The organism is Streptomyces cupreus, assembly GCF_014257025.1.
In the GTDB taxonomy this organism is placed as follows: Bacteria; Actinomycetota; Actinomycetes; order Streptomycetales; family Streptomycetaceae; genus Streptomyces; species Streptomyces cupreus.
In genome coordinates, this window is the sequence record NZ_JACMSF010000016.1 from 17,026 (window position 1) to 34,664 (window position 17,639).

Here is a 17,639-nt window from a genome sequence, read left to right on the forward strand (position 1 = left end):
ATGGACTTCAGCGTGGTCGCCGTGGCACGGGAGGACGACAGTCCGGTGGACGAGCCGTTGCGGGTGGCGAGAGTCGCCGACCGGCTCGGCTACCGGGAGGTGTGGGTGGGGGAGGGGCCGACCTGGGACTCCTTCGTCCTGGCCACGGCGATCGGACGGTCCACCGAGCGGGTCGCCCTGACGGCCGGTCCGGTCCCGGTGTCGGTGCGCGATCCGCTCACCATCGTGCGGGGCGCGGCCTCCTGCGCGGCGGTGACGGGACGCGCGGTCGGGGTCGCGCTGGGCACGTCCAGCAAGCGGGTGGTGGAGGGCGTGCACGGGCGGCCCCGGGTGCGTCCGGCGGCCGTACTGGAGGAGTCGGCGGAGGCGGTACGCGCGCTGCTGCCCGTCGCCCCCGGCGAACCCGTCGTCCCGGGCAGCGCCTTCCGCCGCCGGCACCTGCCGCCCGGCGGCCGGCTCACCGTGGCGGCCTTCGGCGACCGGGCCATCGCCACGGCGGCCCGCCACGCCGACCGTATGCTCCTCGACATCGTCTCCCCGGAGCAGGTCCGCGCACTGCGGGCCAAGCTGCACGCGGCGGCGGACCGCGCGGGCCGTACCCCGCCGACGCTCGCAGCCTGGCTCCCCGCGGCGGTCGACCCGGACCCCGAGTCCCTCGCCCAGATCCTGCGCAGCGTCGCGGGATATCTGACGGTGCCGGGCTACAGCGACATGTTCACCGCGGCCGGCTTCGGCGAGGCGGTGCGGCGCGCGGCGACGGGAGCGGACCCCGAGGTGCCCCCGGAAGCGGCGGGCGTCGTGGGACTGGTCGGCGACCTGGAAGCCGTACGCGCGCGTGCGGCCGCCTACGCGGAGGCGGGTCTTGACGAGTTGGCGCTGGTGCCGGCGACGGCCGGGGATCCGGGAGGGGAGCGGACGCTGACGGCGTTCGCGACGCTCATTCAGGCCGGATGTTGTGGTTGAACCGGAACACGTTGTCCGGGTCCCACTTCCGCTTGATCTCCTCCATGTGCCGGTAGTTCGTCGCGCCGACGCCCGCGATCACCCGCTCCGGGCCCTCCGCTCCGATGAAGTTGAGATACACCGCCCCCGTGCTCCAGGGCCGCGCGCCCGCTCGCACGTCCCGGACCCACTGGATGCCGTGCTCGTCGTCCGCCGGGTCCTCCCACAGGCCGAAGGGATGCGTGACCCAGGGCGCGTCCCGGTAGGGCACCGGGAACTCGTGCGGACCGTCGGCGATGGCGCCGCCCTGCGGGAACAGCACATGCATGGTCCCCGACGGCACGGGCATCGACTCGGCGCCGGCGCAGAACACCTCGACGTAGTCGTCGGGCAGGCCCGTCAGATACTCCGCCGACCAGTAGTTCCGGCAGCCCGGCGGATCGTCGAGCATGCACTGCACATCGACGTACGGCATCGCCCCGACCGTCGCCGCCTCGTGCGGCAGCGCCAGCAGCGGCTCCGCCACCTCGCGCATGTCCGCCTCGCTCCCGGCGTAGGTCAGCAGCGCCCCGCACAGCAGGGTGCCCTGAAGGTGCGGCGGGCAGAACTCCTCGGGCGGGCCGGTGACATACAGGACGCCGCCGCTCGCCTCGTTCGGTGCTACGGCGATCAGGTCGCGGAAGGTGCGTACGACCTCGCGGCCGTGCTCCGGGAGGTAGAGCAGGAACGCGATGGCGAACTCGGGCAGCTCGTACAGCTTCAGGGTGAGCGAGGTCGCCACGCCGAAGTTGCCGCCGCCGCCGTGCAGCGCCCAGAACAGCTCGGGGTTCTCGTCGGCGCTCGCGTGGACCTGACGGCCGTCTGCGGTGACCAGTTCGACGGCGAGCAGATTGTCGACGGCGAGTCCGAAGCAGCGGTCCAGCCAGCCGGTGCCGCCGCCGAGGACGAAGCCGCCGACGCCGGTGGTGGAGGCCCGGCCGCCGGTCGTGGCCAGACCGTACACCTGGGTCGCGTGGTCCAGGTCGCTCATCGTGGAGCCGCCCGCGACCCGTACCGCCTCGGCCGCGGGATCGACGATGACCGCGCGCAGATGGCGCAGATCGATGACCAGCCCGCCGTCGTTGACCGCCATGCCCGCCACGCTGTGGCCGCCGCCGCGCACCGCGATGTTCAGGTCCAGATCCCGGGCGAAGCGCACGGAGCGTACGACGTCGGCCTCGTCCACGCACTGCGCGATCACCGCGGGCCGACGGTCGATCATCGCGTTGAAGACGACACGGGCCTCGTCGTAGCCCAGGTCCCCCGGGGCGAAGACATCACCGCTGAGATCCTCGCGCAGCGCGGCGAGGGCCGCGCCCGCCTTCGAGAGGGAAGCCATGGCCGCCCCCTTTCCGGAAGGGGGAATTGTCCGCTTCCAGCGTAGGCGGGCCCGGCCTGACCGGCTCGCTCAGCCGCAGGGCCCCCTACCAGGCGCGCATCGGTTCCCCGGCCACGAGCCGCGAGACGAACCCGTTGGGCCCCTGCGCCGGCTCTCCGAGGACGGTGACACGGTGCATGACCCGCTCGACGTCGAGGTGCGCGAAGTCGGTGGGGGCGAGGTGGCAGGTGCTGCGGTTGTCCCAGAAGGCGATGGAGCCGGGCTCCCAGCGGAAGCGGACGGTGTACTCGGCGCTGGTCAGGTGCTGGAAGAGCAGTTCCAGCAGATGGCGGCTCTCCAGCTCGGTGAACCCGGTGATGCGGGTGGTGGAGCCCGGGCTGACGAAGAGCGCCTTCTCGCCGGTCTCGGGGTGGACGCGCACCACCGGATGGACGGCGGCCTGCGGGTCCTCGCAGTAGATCTTGAGGATCTCGCGGTCCCGTTCGTCGGAGTGGCGCAGATGGACGGCGGTGAAGAAGGCGTGCTCCGCCGTCAGCCCGTCCACGAACTCACGCAGCGGCGCCGTCAGGCCCTCATAGGCGGCGACGGTGTTGGTCCACTGCGTGTCGCCGCCGAAGGCCGGGGTCTTCTCGGCGCGCAGGATGGACAGGCTGGGCGGGTTGACGGCCTGCGTCAGGTCGCTGTGCCAGCCGGCCAGCGGGGAGAGCCATTTGCGGCGGTAGTGCTCCTCGAAGTCGGCGCCATAGCGCTCGGTGTCGCGCTTGGGGTCGACGGTGAGGATCTCCGGGTGGCCCTCGGGGTGGACGCCGTGCTTCTTGCCGGGGCGCCGGGTCAGCGCGCCGAAGCGGCGGCCGAAGGCGATGTGCTGGGCGTGGGTGATGTCCTGGCGGCGGAAGAACACGACGCGGTGGGTCAGTACAGCCCGGCGGATCTCGGCCACGGTGGCCTCGTCGAGCTCGTCACGGAGGTCGACGCCCGAGATCTCGGCGCCGATGCGTCCGGCGACCTGCTGGACGGTGATTCTGGTGAGCTGCGCGGTCCGGTTCACGTTTCTGCCTCTCTCGATCGATGGCGATACGGCTGATGGCGATACGGCGCTCAGGTCGCCTGCGCCGCCCACTGCGTCCACAGCGGGAGCAGGAGCAGCGCGACGAGCGAGCTCTTGACGACGAGGGCGGCGGACAGGTCGACCCCGACGTCGTAGCGCTGGGCGAAGATGAACAGGTTCTGCGGCGCGGGCATGGCCGCGATCAGCACGAGGTAGCCGAGCCACTCACCCTCGACGCCGAAGAGGTGGTGACACACCAGATACGTGATCAGGGGGAGGGCGACGCACTTGAAGGCGATGATCCACATCTCCTCCGGGGTGGTGCCGCGCACCTTCAGGCCGCTGCCGCCGAGGTGCAGTCCGAGGGCGAACAGCGCCACGGGCGAGGCGCTGTCGCCGACGAACGCGAAGCTGTCGAGCACCACCCCCGGCACCGTCACGGGCATCAGGTTGAGCAGGATGCCGGCGTTGCAGGCGATGACCACCGGGGTCATCAGCGAGGCGGTGACGGCCGAGCCGAGCCGACGTGCCGGGCTGCCGACCAGGTCCGGACGCCCCAGCTCCATGATCGAGATGATGACCAGGGACAGGACGCAGACCTGGAACAGCAGCACCGGGAAGATCGGAGCCGCGTTCCCGAACAGCATGATGAACACCGGCACGGCGAAGTAGGCCGTGTTGACCTGGACGGCCGCCATGATGCGCAACGCCACACCGCGTGGATCGCTTACGCCCGTGGCCCTGGCCACGACCCCGGTGAGCAGGGCAGCGGCGCCGGCCGCGGTCGCGTAGCCGGTGATGGCCCGCCAGTCGAACAGCGCCCCCAGGTCGCTGCGGTAGATGTTCCCGAACAAAAAGCAGGGCACGGCGAAGAGGAAGGCGTAGTCCGCGAAGGCCTTCGAGCTCTCGGCCGGCACCACCTTCCGCTTTGCGAGGACGACCCCGCATCCGAAGGCCAGCACCACCGGTACCAGCTTCTCCAGAGCCTCTACCGCTCCCATGCACGTGCCCCTGCTTCTCGCTACCGGATGCGCACCTCGGCGCGTCCTTCGATCAGTTCCCGGTATCCGGTGACGATCGCGCGCAGCACGTCGTTGCCGCCGAGGTCGTAGTAGTGATCATCGATGCGGCTGACGGGCAGGATCTCGCAGGCGGTGCCGCACAGGAACGCGCCGTCCGCCGAGCCCGCGAACGCCGGCGGCAGATCGTCGACCACGCAGGCGATGCCCTCGCGCTCGGCGATCGCCAGCACGCACGCCCGGGTGATGCCCTCGATGGTGCAGCGGGTCGTCGGGGTGTGCAGCGCGCCGTCCCTGGTGAAGAACAGGTGCGCTCCGGTCGCCTCGACGAAGTTGCCGCGGTCGTCGAGGAGGAGGGCGTCGTCGAAGCCGGCGCGCAGCGCCTCGTTCTTGCTGATCGTGCCGATCATGTAGTTGCCGGCCGCCTTGCTCTTGACCGGCGCGTACTCGGGCGAGGGCCTGCGGTAGCGGCCGGTCACCAGACAGATGCCCTTCTCCAGGGCGTCCGTGGCGGCGTAGTAGCCCTCGGGGAGTTCCCAGGCGGCCACCGAGGTGTGGACGGACGTCTTGAGCGCCGCGGTCTGGATGATCTCCGAGCCGCGCCAGGCGTTCATCCGGACATAGCCCTCGGTGATGCCCGCCTCGGCGACGACCGCGCGGGTCGCCTCGTACAGTTCGTCAGCGCCGTATTCGAGGTCGAAGTCGAGGATGCGTGCCGAGGAGCCCAGCCGGGCGATGTGCTCCTTCAGCAGGAACGGCGTGCCGCCGTAGACGCGGATGCCCTCGAAGATGCTGGACGCGTAGTGCAGTCCGTGGCTGAGCACATGGAGTCTGGCTTCGGCCCAGTCCACGAGGGTGCCGTCGTACCAGATCTTCCCGGTGCGCTGGTCGAAGGGGAGCACGGTGGGCCTCTCAGAGCGCGAGGTCGAAGAGCGGGTGCTGGAGGTCGCCGACGAGGGCGACGAAGCGGCGCTGGTGCTGGGTGAGAGCGCGCACCGACACCCCGTGCAGGGCGAGGCGGTTGATGGGGTACATCACCAGCGTGTTGCTGCGGTAGGGGACGGTGGTGACCTCCTCGACGTAGACCGGGTCGATGTCGAAGCGGTTGTCGCCGTACTCGGAGGCGCTGGTGCGGAACTTGTGCGCGCCGGGCCGGTACTTGTAGAGGACCAGGTCACCGCCGGTGGCGTCGTCCTCGGGCAGGCGCATGTAGAAGAGGCCGCCGAAGAGCTTGTACGGCTTGTCGACGTGCGGCCCGCGGTAGGCGGACGGCTTGCCGGTGACGGCCGAGTTGATGACGGCCGTGCAGTCCATGAGGATGTCGTGAGTCTCGAAGGTGTCCCGGTTACGGCGCCCCACGCGCAGTTCACGCAGCGGCCCTGTCTGCTCCTCGGCGTCGGGGAGGTTGGCGAGCAGGTCCTCCTGGAACAGGTCGAGGAACTCCTCGTAGAAGGCGGGCGAGGCGTGGTAGGTCACGAAGTCCTTCCACACCTGTGCCATCGCCGGATCGCCCAGGACCATCTCGGACATGTAGTTGTAGCGCTCGTTCGAGGTGATCGGCTTGCCGATCCGTTCGCCGATGTACTCGGCGGTCGGCATCGACTTGGCCAGGGCGTCGTAGAGGTCCTGTGGCAGGGCGTCGCGGATGACGATGTGGGGGAAGGGGTCGCGGCGTATGTCGTCCTTGGTGACGCGGGCCAGCAGGGAGGTGACGGCAGGAGTCATCGGCTCGCTCTTTCCGGGAGAGGGGCGGGTGTGAGGCTGCGTGCTGAGAGCCAGGTCTCCAGCATCAGCAGGGACCAGAGCAGCTCGGCGGCGTGCGGCGCGGGGCTCTCGGTCTGGGTGCGGAAGACGTCGTGGACGGTGTCCCGCCGGATGTAGTCGCGGCAGCGGGCACCGGGGCCGAGCAGAAGGTCGCCGATCATGTCGTACAGCGCCTCGCCCGGCTTGATCATCGCCGTGATGGGCAGGGTGAACGGCTGCTTGGGGCGCTCGACGACGCTCCGCGGCACCCAGCGCCGGGCGGCCTCGGCCACCGGTGCCTTCACGGTGTCGCCGGCCACCTTGACGTGGGCGGGCAGGGCGTGGGCCAGGCGCATCACGGACGGCTGGAGGAAGGGAATGCGGGCCTCCACCGAGTGGGCCATGCTCAGGTGGTCGACGCGGCGCAGGATGTAGTACGGGAATCGCTCGAACTGGTCGTAGCGCAAGAGCGTCTCCAGCTTGCCGTGCCGCCCCGAGCGCACCCGGCGGTCGAGCTCGTCGCCGCTGCGGTCGCCGAAGTACCCGCCCGCGGCCTTGACGTGCGCCAGGTGGTCCGGGGTGTAGAGCCGGTCGAGGGACGCCGTGTCGGCCGCGGCCATCGTGCCCTGGTAGGTGCGGTGCCAGGTGGCGGCGCCGTCCCGGTCGGCCTTGACGAACCGCGCGTATCCGGCGAAGAGTTCGTCGGCCCCGTCGCCCGTCAGGGCCACCTTGAAACCGGCCTGGCGGACGGCCTCGAAGAGGGCGAACGTGCTGAGGCTGTGCGGGGCGTTGTTCGGCTGGTCGAGATGGCGGACGAACCGCTCGACAAGCTCGGGGAAGCCGGCCGGGTCGAGGAGCACCTGGTGGTGTGCGGTACCGCAGTGGCGGGCCACCTCGGCGGCGTGGTGGCGTTCGTCGGCGGGCCAGTTGCCGTGGTAGGCGATGTTGAACGAGGCGACGTCGGGGACCATATGGGCGGCGAGGGCCGTGGTGTAGCTGGAGTCGAGCCCTCCGCTGGTGATCACGCAGACGGGGACATCGGCGTCGACCATCCGGCCCACCTCGGTGCGCAGCAGCTCGTCGAGCAGCTCCGCCGCGGCCGCAACGGTCGGCTCGCCGTCGGGCCAGTGCGGCTCGGCGGGCTCCGGCGGGGTGTGCGTGAGTGTCGTCCGCCCGTTCGCGAAGCGCAGGGTCGCGCCGGGCTCCAGCGTGCGGACCCGGGTGTAGACGGTGCCCGGCCCCCAGACGGCCTTGCCGCCCAGGTAGCGGTCGACGGCGAGCGGGTCGAGTTCGTCGGGGAAGTCAGGGAACCGGCCGAGAGCCTGGAGTTCGGAGGCGAAGCGCAGACGGCGGCCGTCGGCGGACAGGTAGTAGTAGAGCGACTTCATGCCGGCGTGGTCGGTGAAGAGCTTCAGAGCCGGTTCCTCGCGCTCGTCGACGAGCGCGATGGCGAACATGCCTTCCAGACGGGAGGTGAACGCGTCCCCGTACAGCTCGTACAGCGGCAGCAGGACGTCCCCGTCGCAGTCGCCGTCGAAGGAGTACCCCCGGGCGGCGAGATCGGCGCGCAGCTGCCGGTGGTTGTAGATCTCGCCGTTGAACACGCAAGCCAACGGGCCGCGTACGAAGGGCTGGTGGCCGGAGTCGATGCCCTGGATGGCCAGCCGGTTGGTGCCCAGCGCCCATCCATCGCCGTGTCGGACGGTCTGTTCGTCCGGTCCACCCGGGTACATCGCCGCGGCCACCCGGTGCAGTGCGTCGGGATCGGCGCGTTCGCCGCCGAAGCAGCCGTAGATGCGGCACATGGGTCAGGCCTCCTTCCCGGAGACGGCACCCGCGAGGTCGGTGGACCGGGTGTCGCTCTGGCGGGCCTGCGGAAAGTGCCGGGCGAGGAACTCGGTGACGATCTCGACCTGCCGCAGGATGTCGTCGAGCTGGGCCGGGGTGGGGCTGACGCCATGGCCTTCGAGGGCGCTGTTGCCCGTCTTGAGATGGACGGGTGCGGCTGCGCGGACGATGTCGGGGGCCTCGTAGGTGCGGATGAACCCGCCGGACATCCGGGGGTTGTCGACATGGCAGTCCAGCGGGATCCGGACCGCCTGCCGGAGCGCCGCGATCATGGGCAGGGTCAGATCGCGCACCGGGTTGAAGCTGTTCGCGCCGAGCATCTCCAGCATCTGCGCCGAGGCCGGGTTGCCCTGTCCGCAGTGCGCGGAGACCTTCAGATGGATGTCGGTCGGCAGTTCACCGGCGCTGCGCAGCCGCCCGAGTACCCACAGCAGGCCCTCGTCGTAGACGACGAAGCCACGCACGCCGAGGCCGATGCCGCGCTTGACGTCCTCGACGGCCCGGACGACCTGGTCCTGGCCGCGCAGCCGGTAGCCGATGCGTGAACCCTCGGAGGTCTGCACGCCGCCGCCGATGTCGTAGGTGGCGCGGGGGCCGACCGACATGAGGATCTCGGTGCCGTACTCCTTGCCGAGCGCGACGTAGGTGCCGATCTCGCGGGCCGTGTGCCGGTACATGCCGCGGGTCTCGGTGATCCGGTTGATGGTGAAGCCCCTGCGGCGGCTCTCGCCGAGCAGGGTCTCGGCGGCCTGGACGGTGTTCACGGTGGGCACTTCGATGCGGAAGTGCCCGCCGTCGGGGAAGGTTCCGTCGGAGCGGGGAATGCGCTCCAGGTCTCCCAGGGGCAGCCCCAGCCGGGCGAGTTGCCTGCGGGTCTGCTCGTAGAAGGCGGTCGGGGCCATCACCTGGTCACCTCGAAACCGAGTCGGTCGGCCATGCCGGCGACGATGTCCTCGGCGATGCGGATCGACGCCGCGCGGTCGGCGTGCACGACCTGGACCTCGCCGAAGTTGCCGAGATTGCCCCGGCAGGGCAGGAGCGTGTCGCCGTCGGGGAAGCGGACGGTGAGCGAGTGCAGACGGTCGCCGTACTCGGCGGCGGCCCAGTCGAGGTCCGGTACGCGGTCGGGCTTCGGCACGGTGTCGGCGGCGCCGAACCAACGGACGGTCGCGTAGCGGGTGAAGGCGCTCGGGCCGCGCTCGATCCGCTCGCCCAGGTGGATGCGTACCAGCAGTTCGAAGATGTCCCCGCCGCCGGCGAGCCGGAAGAGGTTCGGCAGGCAGGAGCCCATGATGCGCGGGTTGACCTCGATGAGCCGGGGCATGCCGTCCGCGCCGAGCATGACCTCGATGTGAAAGATGCCGAGCCGCAGACCGAGCGCGCCGACGACGGCTTCGGCGAACTCCATCACGCGGTCGTGCTCGTCGGCGGTGATCCCCGCGGGGATCGTCGTGCCGGTCTCCAGCGCCTCGTGGCGGTGCCAGGTGGAGCGCTCGCTGACGGCCAGCCGCAGGAAACGGCCCTGGGCGAGGCCGATCTCGGCGGAGAGGAAGCGTCCGCTCAGGTACTCCTCGACGAGGATGCCCGCCGCGTAGACGCCCTTGTCGCTCCGCCCGAGGACGTCGGCCAGTTGGTTCTGGTCGGCGATGACGTGTGCGCCCTCGCTGCCGGAGCCCCGGGCCGGCTTGAGGACGACCGGGTAGCCGGTGACGGCCGCGAAGGCGGCGGCCTCCTCGAAGCCGTCGACGACGGCGTGCCGGGTGCTGTCGACGCCGGCCGCCGCGAGGATCTCCCGGCAGCGGTCCTTCTGCTTCGCGGCCTGAGCCGCGGCGGCGTCGGTGAACGGCACTCCTAGCTCCTCGGCGATCCGTGCCACGGGGACGACCAGGGCGTCGACGCTGGCGATGAACCCGTCGACCGGCCGTTCCCGGTGGACGGCCTGGACGCGGGCGCGCAGGGCGTCGGGGTCGGTGGCGTCCTTGAGGACGTGGACCCGGTCGATGAAACGGGCGTAGGGGGAGGTGTCGAAGTCGATGTTCTGGGCCTGCTCCATGAGCAGGGAGCGGATGAGCGTCACATGGTGGCCGAGCCGCTTGGCCGCCTCGAACGCCTGGGCGTTGCCGGCCTTCCATGTCACGAAGACCACGTGCCGTTCGTGCTCGTCTGTCATCGGGTCCTCCTCGCGAACCGCTGGCCGATCCGGACGTAGCCCGGAGTGGCGGTACCGGGTGTGGGAATGAAGGAGATGGAACCGGCGAGGATGTTCTTCTCGGACATGGAGCTGAATCCGCCCGCGCCGGACAGGACGAGGTCCCCTTCGTCGAGGCACCGCCAAGCGCCGCCGGGCTGCCGTTCGGAGTAGGCGTAGCGCAGGTGCTCGGCGCCGCGCTCCACCTGGAGCCGGTAGCCGTCGGAGGCGTAGAGCCCGGGGCAGTCGTCGAGGTCCATCTCGAAGGGGCGCCCGGTGCGGATGAGGCCTTCGCCGGTGAAGGCCCGCAGCAGATCCTCGTAGAGGCCGAACGACGGGTAGGCGTTGGCGAGGAGGAGCAGGAAGGAGCGCTCCTCGGGGAAGATCTGGATGAAGTTGTGGTGGCCGCTGCCGTTGGAGTTGAAGCCGAAGGCGGTCGGGCCGAACATCAGCCAGCCCAGGCCCCAGGCGTGCATGAAGTGGTGGCCGGGGACCGGGATCTGAGGGGTGCGCATCTGCCGGGCGAGCTCGGCGGACAGCAGCCGCTCGCCGCCGGGGGCGACGCCGTCGTCGATGGCGAGCCGGGCGATCTTCGCCAGTTCCTCCAGGGTGAGGCAGACGGAGAAGGAGCCGGCGGCGTCGTCGGCGATGGTCTGCCTCGGCGGGTCGTGGCGTACGTACCGCTTGACCTGTTCGGTCCATACGTAGCCGGTGGAGACGCTGCCCCCGTAATGCCCGTCCTCGGTACGGGTCTCCGGGATCTCCCTGATGCCGAGCGGGGTGAGCATGAGTTCGTTGACCGCGCGGCGCCAGGGGATCCCGAGGAGCTTCTCGATCAGCGCGGCGACGATCGAGGTGCCGACCGCCGAGTACGCGAACACCTCTCCGGGCTCGAAGAGTTGGCCGTAGCCCTCCAGGGTGCGGATGTAGGTGTCGAGGTCGGGCAGGTCGGTGTCGTGCCAGACCTCGTAGGAGTCGTCGACGCCACTGGTGTGCGACAGCAGGTGGCGCAGGGTGACCTCGACACTGCGGCCGTCGCGGCGGCGGAAGGCCTGCGGCAGCAGCTCGTTGAGCGGCTCGTCGAGGCCGATCAGGCCCCGGTCGACGAGGCGGAGCGCGACGAAGGCCAGCATGGCCTTGGTGATGCAGGTGACGCGCTGGCGGGTCCCGGGCCCGTACGGGTTGCCGGAGTCCGTGTCGGTGACACCGTGGTACGTCAGCTCCAGCGAGCCGTTCAGGAACACCGCGGCCCCCGCGCCGGGAACGCCGTGCCCGCCGGCGGACTCGCGCAGGGTGTCGGCCACGGCGTGCAGCCGCGTGGAGGCGTCGGCGGGCAGGGACTGTCCGGCGGCCCGCTCTCGGGCACGCCGCAGCAGCGCCGCCTGCTCCGCAAGCGTGCGGTGGCCGTGGATGTCGGCCACCCGGACGGGTCGGCCGGCGGCGTCTGAGAGGCGGGCCGCGAGCAGCGTGGCCAGCAGGGAGTGCCCGCCCACGGAGAAGAAGTCCAGGTCGGGGGAGATCCTGCTCAGGCCGAGGAGTTCGGACCACACGCGGGCGACGCGGGCCTCGTCGGGGTCGTCGCCGGTGAACGCGGCAGTGTCCGTGGCCCGGTCGAGGTCACGGGCGGCGAGGGCCTTGCGGTCGACCTTTCCGTTGGGGAGGCGGGGCAGCCGGTCCTCGACGATGATCTTTGTGGGCTGCATGTAGTGCGGCAGCTTCGCCCGCAGATGGGCGCCCATCGCCTCGGCCGTCACCTCGGCGCCGTCCAGGCCCACATAGCAGACCAGCCGGGTGTCGCCGCCGGTGCGCACGGCCAGGGCCGCGATGTCGCGCAGGCCCACGACCTCGCGGAGCACCGACTCGATCTCGCCGAGCTCGATGCGGAATCCGCGCACCTTGACCTGGTTGTCCTTGCGACCCAGGAAGCGCAGCTCGCCGTCCTCGGTCCAGCGAGCCAGATCGCCGGTGCGGTACAGGCGCCCGCCGGGAACCGGGCCGAGATGTGCCGGAGCGGCCGTGAACACGGCACCGGTGCGCTCGGGGTCGTTGATGTAACCGCCGGCCAGGCCGTCGCCGCCGAGATACAGCTCGCCCGTGGCGCCGTGCGGAACGGGCCTGCCGTCGGCGTCGAGCAGATGGGCGACGGTGTTGTGGATCGGGATGCCGATCGTGGGGGCCTCGTCGGTCGGACCGGTGAAGCACTTCCACGTCGAGTACGTGGTGTCCTCGGAAGGCCCGTACAGGTTGTAGAGCCGCTGTACGCCCGTGGTGGCGAACGCGGCGTTCACCAGCTCCTTGGAGAGGGGCTCGCCCGCGACATTGAGCACCCGGACCGAGGCGGGCACGGCCGCGCGCTGGAGCAGGACGTTCAGCGCGCTCGGCACGGTGTTGACCAGGGTCGGGCGCAGCCCCTCGGCCTCGTCGTCGGTGAGATCCTCGGTGAGAGCCAGGACGTTGTCCACGACGACGACACAGCCGCCGCGTGTGAGCGGGGCCCACAGCTCGTACACCGACAGGTCGAAGTTGAGGGAGGTGGAGAACAGCACCCGGGCCAGGTCCTCGGGCCCGTATGTGGCCTCGGACCAGGCCAGCAGCGCCACGACATTGCGGTGGCTGATCACCACGCCCTTGGGTATGCCGGTGGATCCGGAGGTGTAGATGAGGTGGGTGGTGGCCTCCGGGCCCACGGTGACGCCGGTCGGTGTGTCGTCCTCGGCGGACGCCTTCTCCCACAGCTCCGTCCATGACAGGGCGGTCGCGGACACGTCGGCGAGCCAGTCAGGGGCCTCGTCCCCGTCGTGGACGACGGCGGCCATGTCGGCGGTCGCGGCGATGGCGGTCAGCCGGTCGGCCGGGTAGGCCGGGTCGAGGGGGACGTAGGCGCAGCCCGCCTTGTGGACGGCGAGCAGCAGGACGACGCCGCGGTGGGTGCGGGGCAGGGAGAGGCCGACCCGGGAGCCCGGGGTGATCCCGTGAGCGGCGAGCGCATGCGCCAACTGGTTTGCCTGCCGGTCGAGTTGGCCGTACGTCAGGACCGAGCCCTGCCACTCGACGGCCGGGGCGTCGGGAGTGCGGGCGGCCTGGGCCTCGACGAGGGCGTGGAGTGTGGTGCCGCGGTCGTAGGGGAGGGCGGTGTCGTTGAGCTCCCGCAACAGGTGGCGGCTCTCGCGCTCGGAGAGCACGGCCAGCTCCGCGACGGGCGCCTGCGGGCGCTGCTCGGCGTCGAGCAGCAGGGTGTCGAGGTTGGCGGCCATACGCCGGATCAGCTCGGGGGTGAAGAGCGCGCGGTCGTAGTGCAGGGTCGCGCGGTCGGCGGCCGGGGAGATCTCAAGGAGGAGCGCGAAGCCCTCGGGGACGGGCGCGGTGCCGTCGGAGCGGACGGTGCCGGCACGCAGACCGCCACCGAGGTCGGCGGGCTCGCCGGTGCGGGCGGCTTCGCGGTACCGGGCGTCGAGGGCGGAGGCCAGTGCGGTGAGGGTCAGCCCCTCGGCGTCGTAGGAGCGTACGGCCACCGTGCCGTCGGCCCCGCCCGCCCGGCCCAGGACGATGTCGTCCTGCCCGCTGTAGCGGTGCACGAGCACCGTGAAGGCGGCATGCCCCAGGTCCGCGAGCCCGGACCCGGGAGACCAGGAGTACGTCCCGGTGCCCGCCGGTGGCGTGGTGCCGTCGGCGACGGGTAGTTGCAGTGCCGGTGCCACGGTGGATGAGGCGGCCGAGATATCGCCCACTGTCATCGTCCCCTCCCTTTCCTTTATTCATGTGCCGTGCGGGGGGCGCGTTTTCCGTATGCGCGCATGCCGAATACCTGACGGTGCCGTGGGCCGAATCGCGGGCACGGCAGAAGAATTGTCGGGAGAATTCCGGGACGGGCCGCGGGGAATTCCGTGATCGGTTGTCAGGCCGCGACGAAGTCGGCGGCGGCCTTGCCGCTGCGCAGGGCCCGGTTCACGACGGCCGGCATGGCGGCTCCGACCAGTGCGAAGCCGACGGCCATGCTGATCCAGCCGAGGGTGCCGTGCTCGATCACGAGCCAGGTCAGCAGGGCGGGAGCGATCATCTTGCCCAGATCGGCCCCCATGGCGTACGTGCCCTGGTACTGGCCCTGCGCGTGCTCGGGCGCGAGACCGAACGACATGCCCCAACTCCCGGCGGACTGCCGGATCTCGCCGAGGACATGGGCGAGTGCGCCGAGCAGGAGCAGCGCGCCGGCGACCGTGGCGGAAGCGCCGCCGGTCAGGGCGAACACGACGCAGGCGGCCGCGAGACACCATGACCCGGAGCGTGTGGCCCTGGCGGCGGCGCGTGGCTCGTCCGTCCCGCGCGCCGCCCTGACCTGGAGCAGGACCACGGCGACGGTGTTGGTGAGCAGGATGGCCGCGATCGTCCACCGCGGGGCGTCGGTGTGGTGCAGCACCCACAGGGGCAGCACGACGTCGAGCAGCAGGTTGTGCATGGACAGCAGCCCGTCCAGCACGATGAAGGTCAGATACGGCCGGTCCCTCAGCACGATCAGCGCGGGCCCCGGTCTCGCCGGCTGGGCGGGGACGCCGGGCAGGAGCAGGGTGAGCAGCCCGGTGGCCAGGTAGGTGGCGGCGTTGAAGACGACGGCCAGTTCGTACGCCCACGCGGAGTCGACGACCAGGAGCAGACCGGCCAGTGCCGCGCCCACGGAGACACTGACGTTGCTCGTGGCCCGCAGATAGGCGCGTACCGAGACCCGTTCCTCCGCGGGAAACAGGCCCGCCACCATGGCCATCCGGGCGCTGCGGCTGGCGCTGTAGGCGATGGCCTGGACGCTGACCACAGCGACGTAACCGGCGAAGCCGTCCACCGCGAGGAGCGCCGCGGTCAGCGGAGCGAGGGCGATGAAGGACCAGATCTGGACAGAGCGCGGTCCGATCCGGTCGGCCAGATGGCCGGTCGGAGTGCTGACCGCGAGAGCCACGCCGGCGGCGATGGCGACGCCGACGCCGAACTGGCCGGGCGTCAGATCGAGGACGGTGGTGGCGTAGATGGCGTTCAGTGCCATCCAGAGCCCCTGGCCCATCGTGTGGACCAGGGTGATGCCGGTGAGGACGCGCGCGGGACCCTGTGCCGGGAGGAGCCTGCTCAGCATGGCCGGGCCGCGCTCTCATTTTCTGCGCACGTCTCTTCTTCTGCGCACGTCAGGATCGCCAACATGCCCTGCACCTCTCGTTCAGCGCCATTGCCAACGACGAGATTCGGGTAATTCCCCCGTCGATTCGAGGCCGAGATTGTCGGCCTCGCGGGATCTATCGAAACGGGGTTTACGCACGGCTGTCCAGGAATACACCTGTGGCGCAGGTCACATTCGAGCAACCCTGTAGACAGGCTTAAGCCCGGAGAAAGAATGTGCGGTTCAGCCGCCGTATGCCCCGGACGCCGTCAGACGCAGAGCGGTGTCGATCAGCGGAACGTGACTGAAGGCCTGCGGGAAGTTGCCCACCTGGCGCTGGAGGCGCGGGTCCCATTCCTCGGCCAGCAGACCGAGGTCGTTGCGCAGCGACAGCAGCTTCTCGAACAGCTTGCGCGCCTCGTCCACGCGGCCGATCATCGCCAGGTCGTCCGCCATCCAGAACGAGCAGGCCAGGAAGGCACCCTCGTCGCCGGGGAGCCCGTCGACGCCCTCGTCCTCACCCTGCGTCGGATAGCGCAGGATGAAGCCGTCCGGCGTGGACAGCTCGCGCTGGATCGCCTCGATGGTGCCGATGACCCGCTTGTCGTCCGGCGGCAGGAAGCCCATCTGCGGGATCAGCAGCAGGGAGGCGTCCAGCTCCTTGGAACCGTAGGACTGCGTGAAGGTGTTGCGCTCCTTGTCGTAGCCCTTCTCGCACACGTCCCGGTGGATGTCGTCGCGCAGCTCGCGCCAGCGCTCCAGCGGACCGTCCGCGTCACCGGACTCGATGAGCTTGATGGTGCGGTCGACGGCGACCCAGGCCATCACCTTGGAGTGCACGAAGTGGCGGCGCGGGCCGCGCACCTCCCAGATGCCCTCGTCCGGCTCGTCCCAGTGGTCCTCCAGGTAGCGGATCAGCTTCAGCTGGAGCAGGGAGGCGTAGTCGCTACGGGCGAGCCCGGTCATATGGCCCAGGTGCAGGGCCTCGGTGACCTCGCCGTACACATCCAGCTGGAGCTGGTGCGCGGCGCCGTTGCCGACCCGGACCGGCGCGGAGTTCTCGTAGCCGGGCAGCCAGTCCAGCTCCGCCTCGCCGAGCTCGCGCTCGCCGGCGATGCCGTACATGATCTGGAGGTTCTCCGGGTCGCCCGCGACCGCGCGCAGCAGCCACTCGCGCCAGGCGCGGGCCTCCTCGCGGTAGCCGGTGCGCAGCAGTGAGGACAGGGTGATCGCCGCGTCCCGCAGCCAGGTGTAGCGGTAGTCCCAGTTACGGACGCCGCCGATCTCCTCGGGCAGCGAGGTCGTCGGCGCGGCGACGATGCCGCCGGTCGGGGCGTACGTCAGCGCCTTCAGCGTGATCAGCGAGCGGATCACGGCCTCGCGGTAGGGGCCGTGGTACGTGCAGTGCTCGACCCACTCGCGCCAGAAGTCCTCGGTGGCCTCCAGCGACTGCTCCGGCTCCGGCAGCGGCGGCGGGGTGTGGTGCGAGGGCTGCCAGGAGATGGTGAACGCGATCCGGTCGCCCGGGGCGACGGTGAAGTCGGAGTACGTCGTCAGGGACTTGCCGTAGGTCTCGCACTCGGTGTCGAACCACACCGAGTCCGGGCCCGCGACTGCGACCGTACGGCCCTCGTGCTTGTGCACCCACGGCACCACCCGGCCGTAGGAGAACCGCATCCTGAGGGCCGAGCGCATCCGGACACGGCCGGAGACGCCCTCCACGATCCGGATCAGCTGCGGGGCGCCGTCACGCGGGGGCATGAAATCCGTCACCCGGACCGTGCCGCGCGGGGTGTCCCACTCGGATTCCAGGATCAACGAGTCCCCGCGATAGCTGCGCCGGGCCGCGGTCGGCGGCTCGGCGTCCGCCGCGTGGGCCGGCCCGAGCCGCCAGAAACCGTGCTCCTCGGTGCCCAGCAGACCGGCGAAGATGGCGTGCGAGTCGAAGCGGGGCAGGCACAGCCAGTCGACTGTGCCGTCCCGGCAGACCAGTGCCGCGGTCTGCATGTCTCCGATGAGTGCGTAGTCTTCGATGCGCCCGGCCACGTGCAACTCCAGTCGAACGGCCACGTCACCCCCCAGGCAGAAGGGGGCGGTCGCTAGTGCGGTCAAGGGGTTGTTGTAATGCGTCGTTGAGCGGTGAAGCAAAGCAGCCGCTCCGCCATGAGGCAAACGCCGTCAATTGTTGCTCAACGAACTGACGAGTTCTCGATGTTCCGGTGGTACGGGCGGGGGTGGTGCCGTCTTGCCGGTCCGGCTCGGCAGTGAGTGTCCGAGCAGGATACGACGCACGTAGATGATCTGCGTGCCGCTCCGGGCAACGTGGGTGGGCCGAA

At 70.6% G+C, this 17,639-nt stretch carries 12 protein-coding genes; 1 reads left to right on the plus strand and 11 read right to left on the minus strand.

The window, feature by feature from the left end:
* A complete protein-coding gene (locus H4N64_RS16845) occupies positions 1–963 on the plus strand; it encodes an LLM class F420-dependent oxidoreductase (protein WP_186283139.1) in 963 nt (320 codons plus the stop codon).
* On the opposite strand, the gene H4N64_RS16850 is transcribed toward H4N64_RS16845, so the two are convergent.
* From H4N64_RS16850 to H4N64_RS16900, 11 genes are all read right to left on the minus strand, one after another.
* Entirely contained in the window at positions 938–2,320 is a 1,383-nt protein-coding gene (locus H4N64_RS16850; protein WP_186283140.1) for an FAD-binding oxidoreductase, read from the minus strand. The genes H4N64_RS16845 and H4N64_RS16850 overlap by 26 nt on opposite strands.
* A gap of 85 nt (positions 2,321–2,405) precedes the next feature.
* The gene (locus H4N64_RS16855) at positions 2,406–3,368 is read right to left on the minus strand and encodes a TauD/TfdA family dioxygenase (protein WP_186283141.1); all 963 of its coding nucleotides are present in this window, start codon (positions 3,366–3,368) and stop codon (positions 2,406–2,408) included.
* A gap of 50 nt (positions 3,369–3,418) precedes the next feature.
* The gene (locus H4N64_RS16860; protein ID WP_186283142.1) at positions 3,419–4,369 is read right to left on the minus strand and encodes an AEC family transporter; all 951 of its coding nucleotides are present in this window, start codon (positions 4,367–4,369) and stop codon (positions 3,419–3,421) included.
* Between the two features lie 20 nt (positions 4,370–4,389).
* Positions 4,390–5,289 (minus strand): aminotransferase class IV, encoded by a 900-nt coding sequence (locus tag H4N64_RS16865; RefSeq protein ID WP_186283143.1) that lies wholly within the window; start codon positions 5,287–5,289, stop codon positions 4,390–4,392.
* A gap of 10 nt (positions 5,290–5,299) precedes the next feature.
* Positions 5,300–6,112: a hypothetical protein gene (locus tag H4N64_RS16870; protein WP_186283144.1), complete on the minus strand. Its 813-nt coding sequence runs from the start codon at positions 6,110–6,112 to the stop codon at positions 5,300–5,302.
* Complete coding sequence (asnB, locus tag H4N64_RS16875) at positions 6,109–7,935, minus strand: asparagine synthase (glutamine-hydrolyzing) (protein ID WP_186283145.1); 1,827 nt, start codon at positions 7,933–7,935, stop codon at positions 6,109–6,111. Before asnB ends, H4N64_RS16870 begins: the two co-directional genes overlap by 4 nt.
* Positions 7,936–7,938: 3 nt before the next feature.
* A complete protein-coding gene (locus H4N64_RS16880) occupies positions 7,939–8,880 on the minus strand; it encodes a peptidase (RefSeq protein ID WP_186283146.1) in 942 nt (313 codons plus the stop codon).
* Positions 8,880–10,148: an ATP-grasp domain-containing protein gene (locus H4N64_RS16885; protein ID WP_186283147.1), complete on the minus strand. Its 1,269-nt coding sequence runs from the start codon at positions 10,146–10,148 to the stop codon at positions 8,880–8,882. The genes H4N64_RS16880 and H4N64_RS16885 overlap by 1 nt, the downstream gene beginning before the upstream one ends.
* Entirely contained in the window at positions 10,145–13,900 is a 3,756-nt protein-coding gene (locus tag H4N64_RS16890) for a non-ribosomal peptide synthetase (protein ID WP_186283148.1), read from the minus strand. Before H4N64_RS16890 ends, H4N64_RS16885 begins: the two co-directional genes overlap by 4 nt.
* Positions 13,901–14,061: 161 nt before the next feature.
* Positions 14,062–15,282: an MFS transporter gene (locus H4N64_RS16895; protein ID WP_186283149.1), complete on the minus strand. Its 1,221-nt coding sequence runs from the start codon at positions 15,280–15,282 to the stop codon at positions 14,062–14,064.
* A 264-nt stretch (positions 15,283–15,546) separates the two neighbouring features.
* Complete coding sequence (locus H4N64_RS16900) at positions 15,547–17,349, minus strand: glycoside hydrolase family 15 protein (RefSeq protein WP_186283265.1); 1,803 nt, start codon at positions 17,347–17,349, stop codon at positions 15,547–15,549.
* Positions 17,350–17,639 lie beyond the last annotated feature (290 nt).

Excerpts from the sequence above, each read along its gene's own strand:
- H4N64_RS16870 (WP_186283144.1), bottom strand. The coding sequence starts at position 6,112 with ATGACTCCTGCCGTCACCTCCCTGCTGGCCCGCGTCACCAAGGACGAC.
- H4N64_RS16850 (WP_186283140.1), bottom strand. The coding sequence starts at position 2,320 with ATGGCTTCCCTCTCGAAGGCGGGCGCGGCCCTCGCCGCGCTGCGCGAG.
- H4N64_RS16885 (WP_186283147.1), bottom strand. The coding sequence starts at position 10,148 with ATGACAGACGAGCACGAACGGCACGTGGTCTTCGTGACATGGAAGGCC.
- H4N64_RS16880 (WP_186283146.1), bottom strand. The coding sequence starts at position 8,880 with ATGGCCCCGACCGCCTTCTACGAGCAGACCCGCAGGCAACTCGCCCGG.
- H4N64_RS16895 (WP_186283149.1), bottom strand. The coding sequence starts at position 15,282 with ATGCTGAGCAGGCTCCTCCCGGCACAGGGTCCCGCGCGCGTCCTCACC.
- asnB (WP_186283145.1), bottom strand. The coding sequence starts at position 7,935 with ATGTGCCGCATCTACGGCTGCTTCGGCGGCGAACGCGCCGATCCCGAC.
- H4N64_RS16845 (WP_186283139.1), top strand. The coding sequence starts at position 1 with ATGGACTTCAGCGTGGTCGCCGTGGCACGGGAGGACGACAGTCCGGTG.
- H4N64_RS16890 (WP_186283148.1), bottom strand. The coding sequence starts at position 13,900 with ATGACAGTGGGCGATATCTCGGCCGCCTCATCCACCGTGGCACCGGCA.
- H4N64_RS16860 (WP_186283142.1), bottom strand. The coding sequence starts at position 4,369 with ATGGGAGCGGTAGAGGCTCTGGAGAAGCTGGTACCGGTGGTGCTGGCC.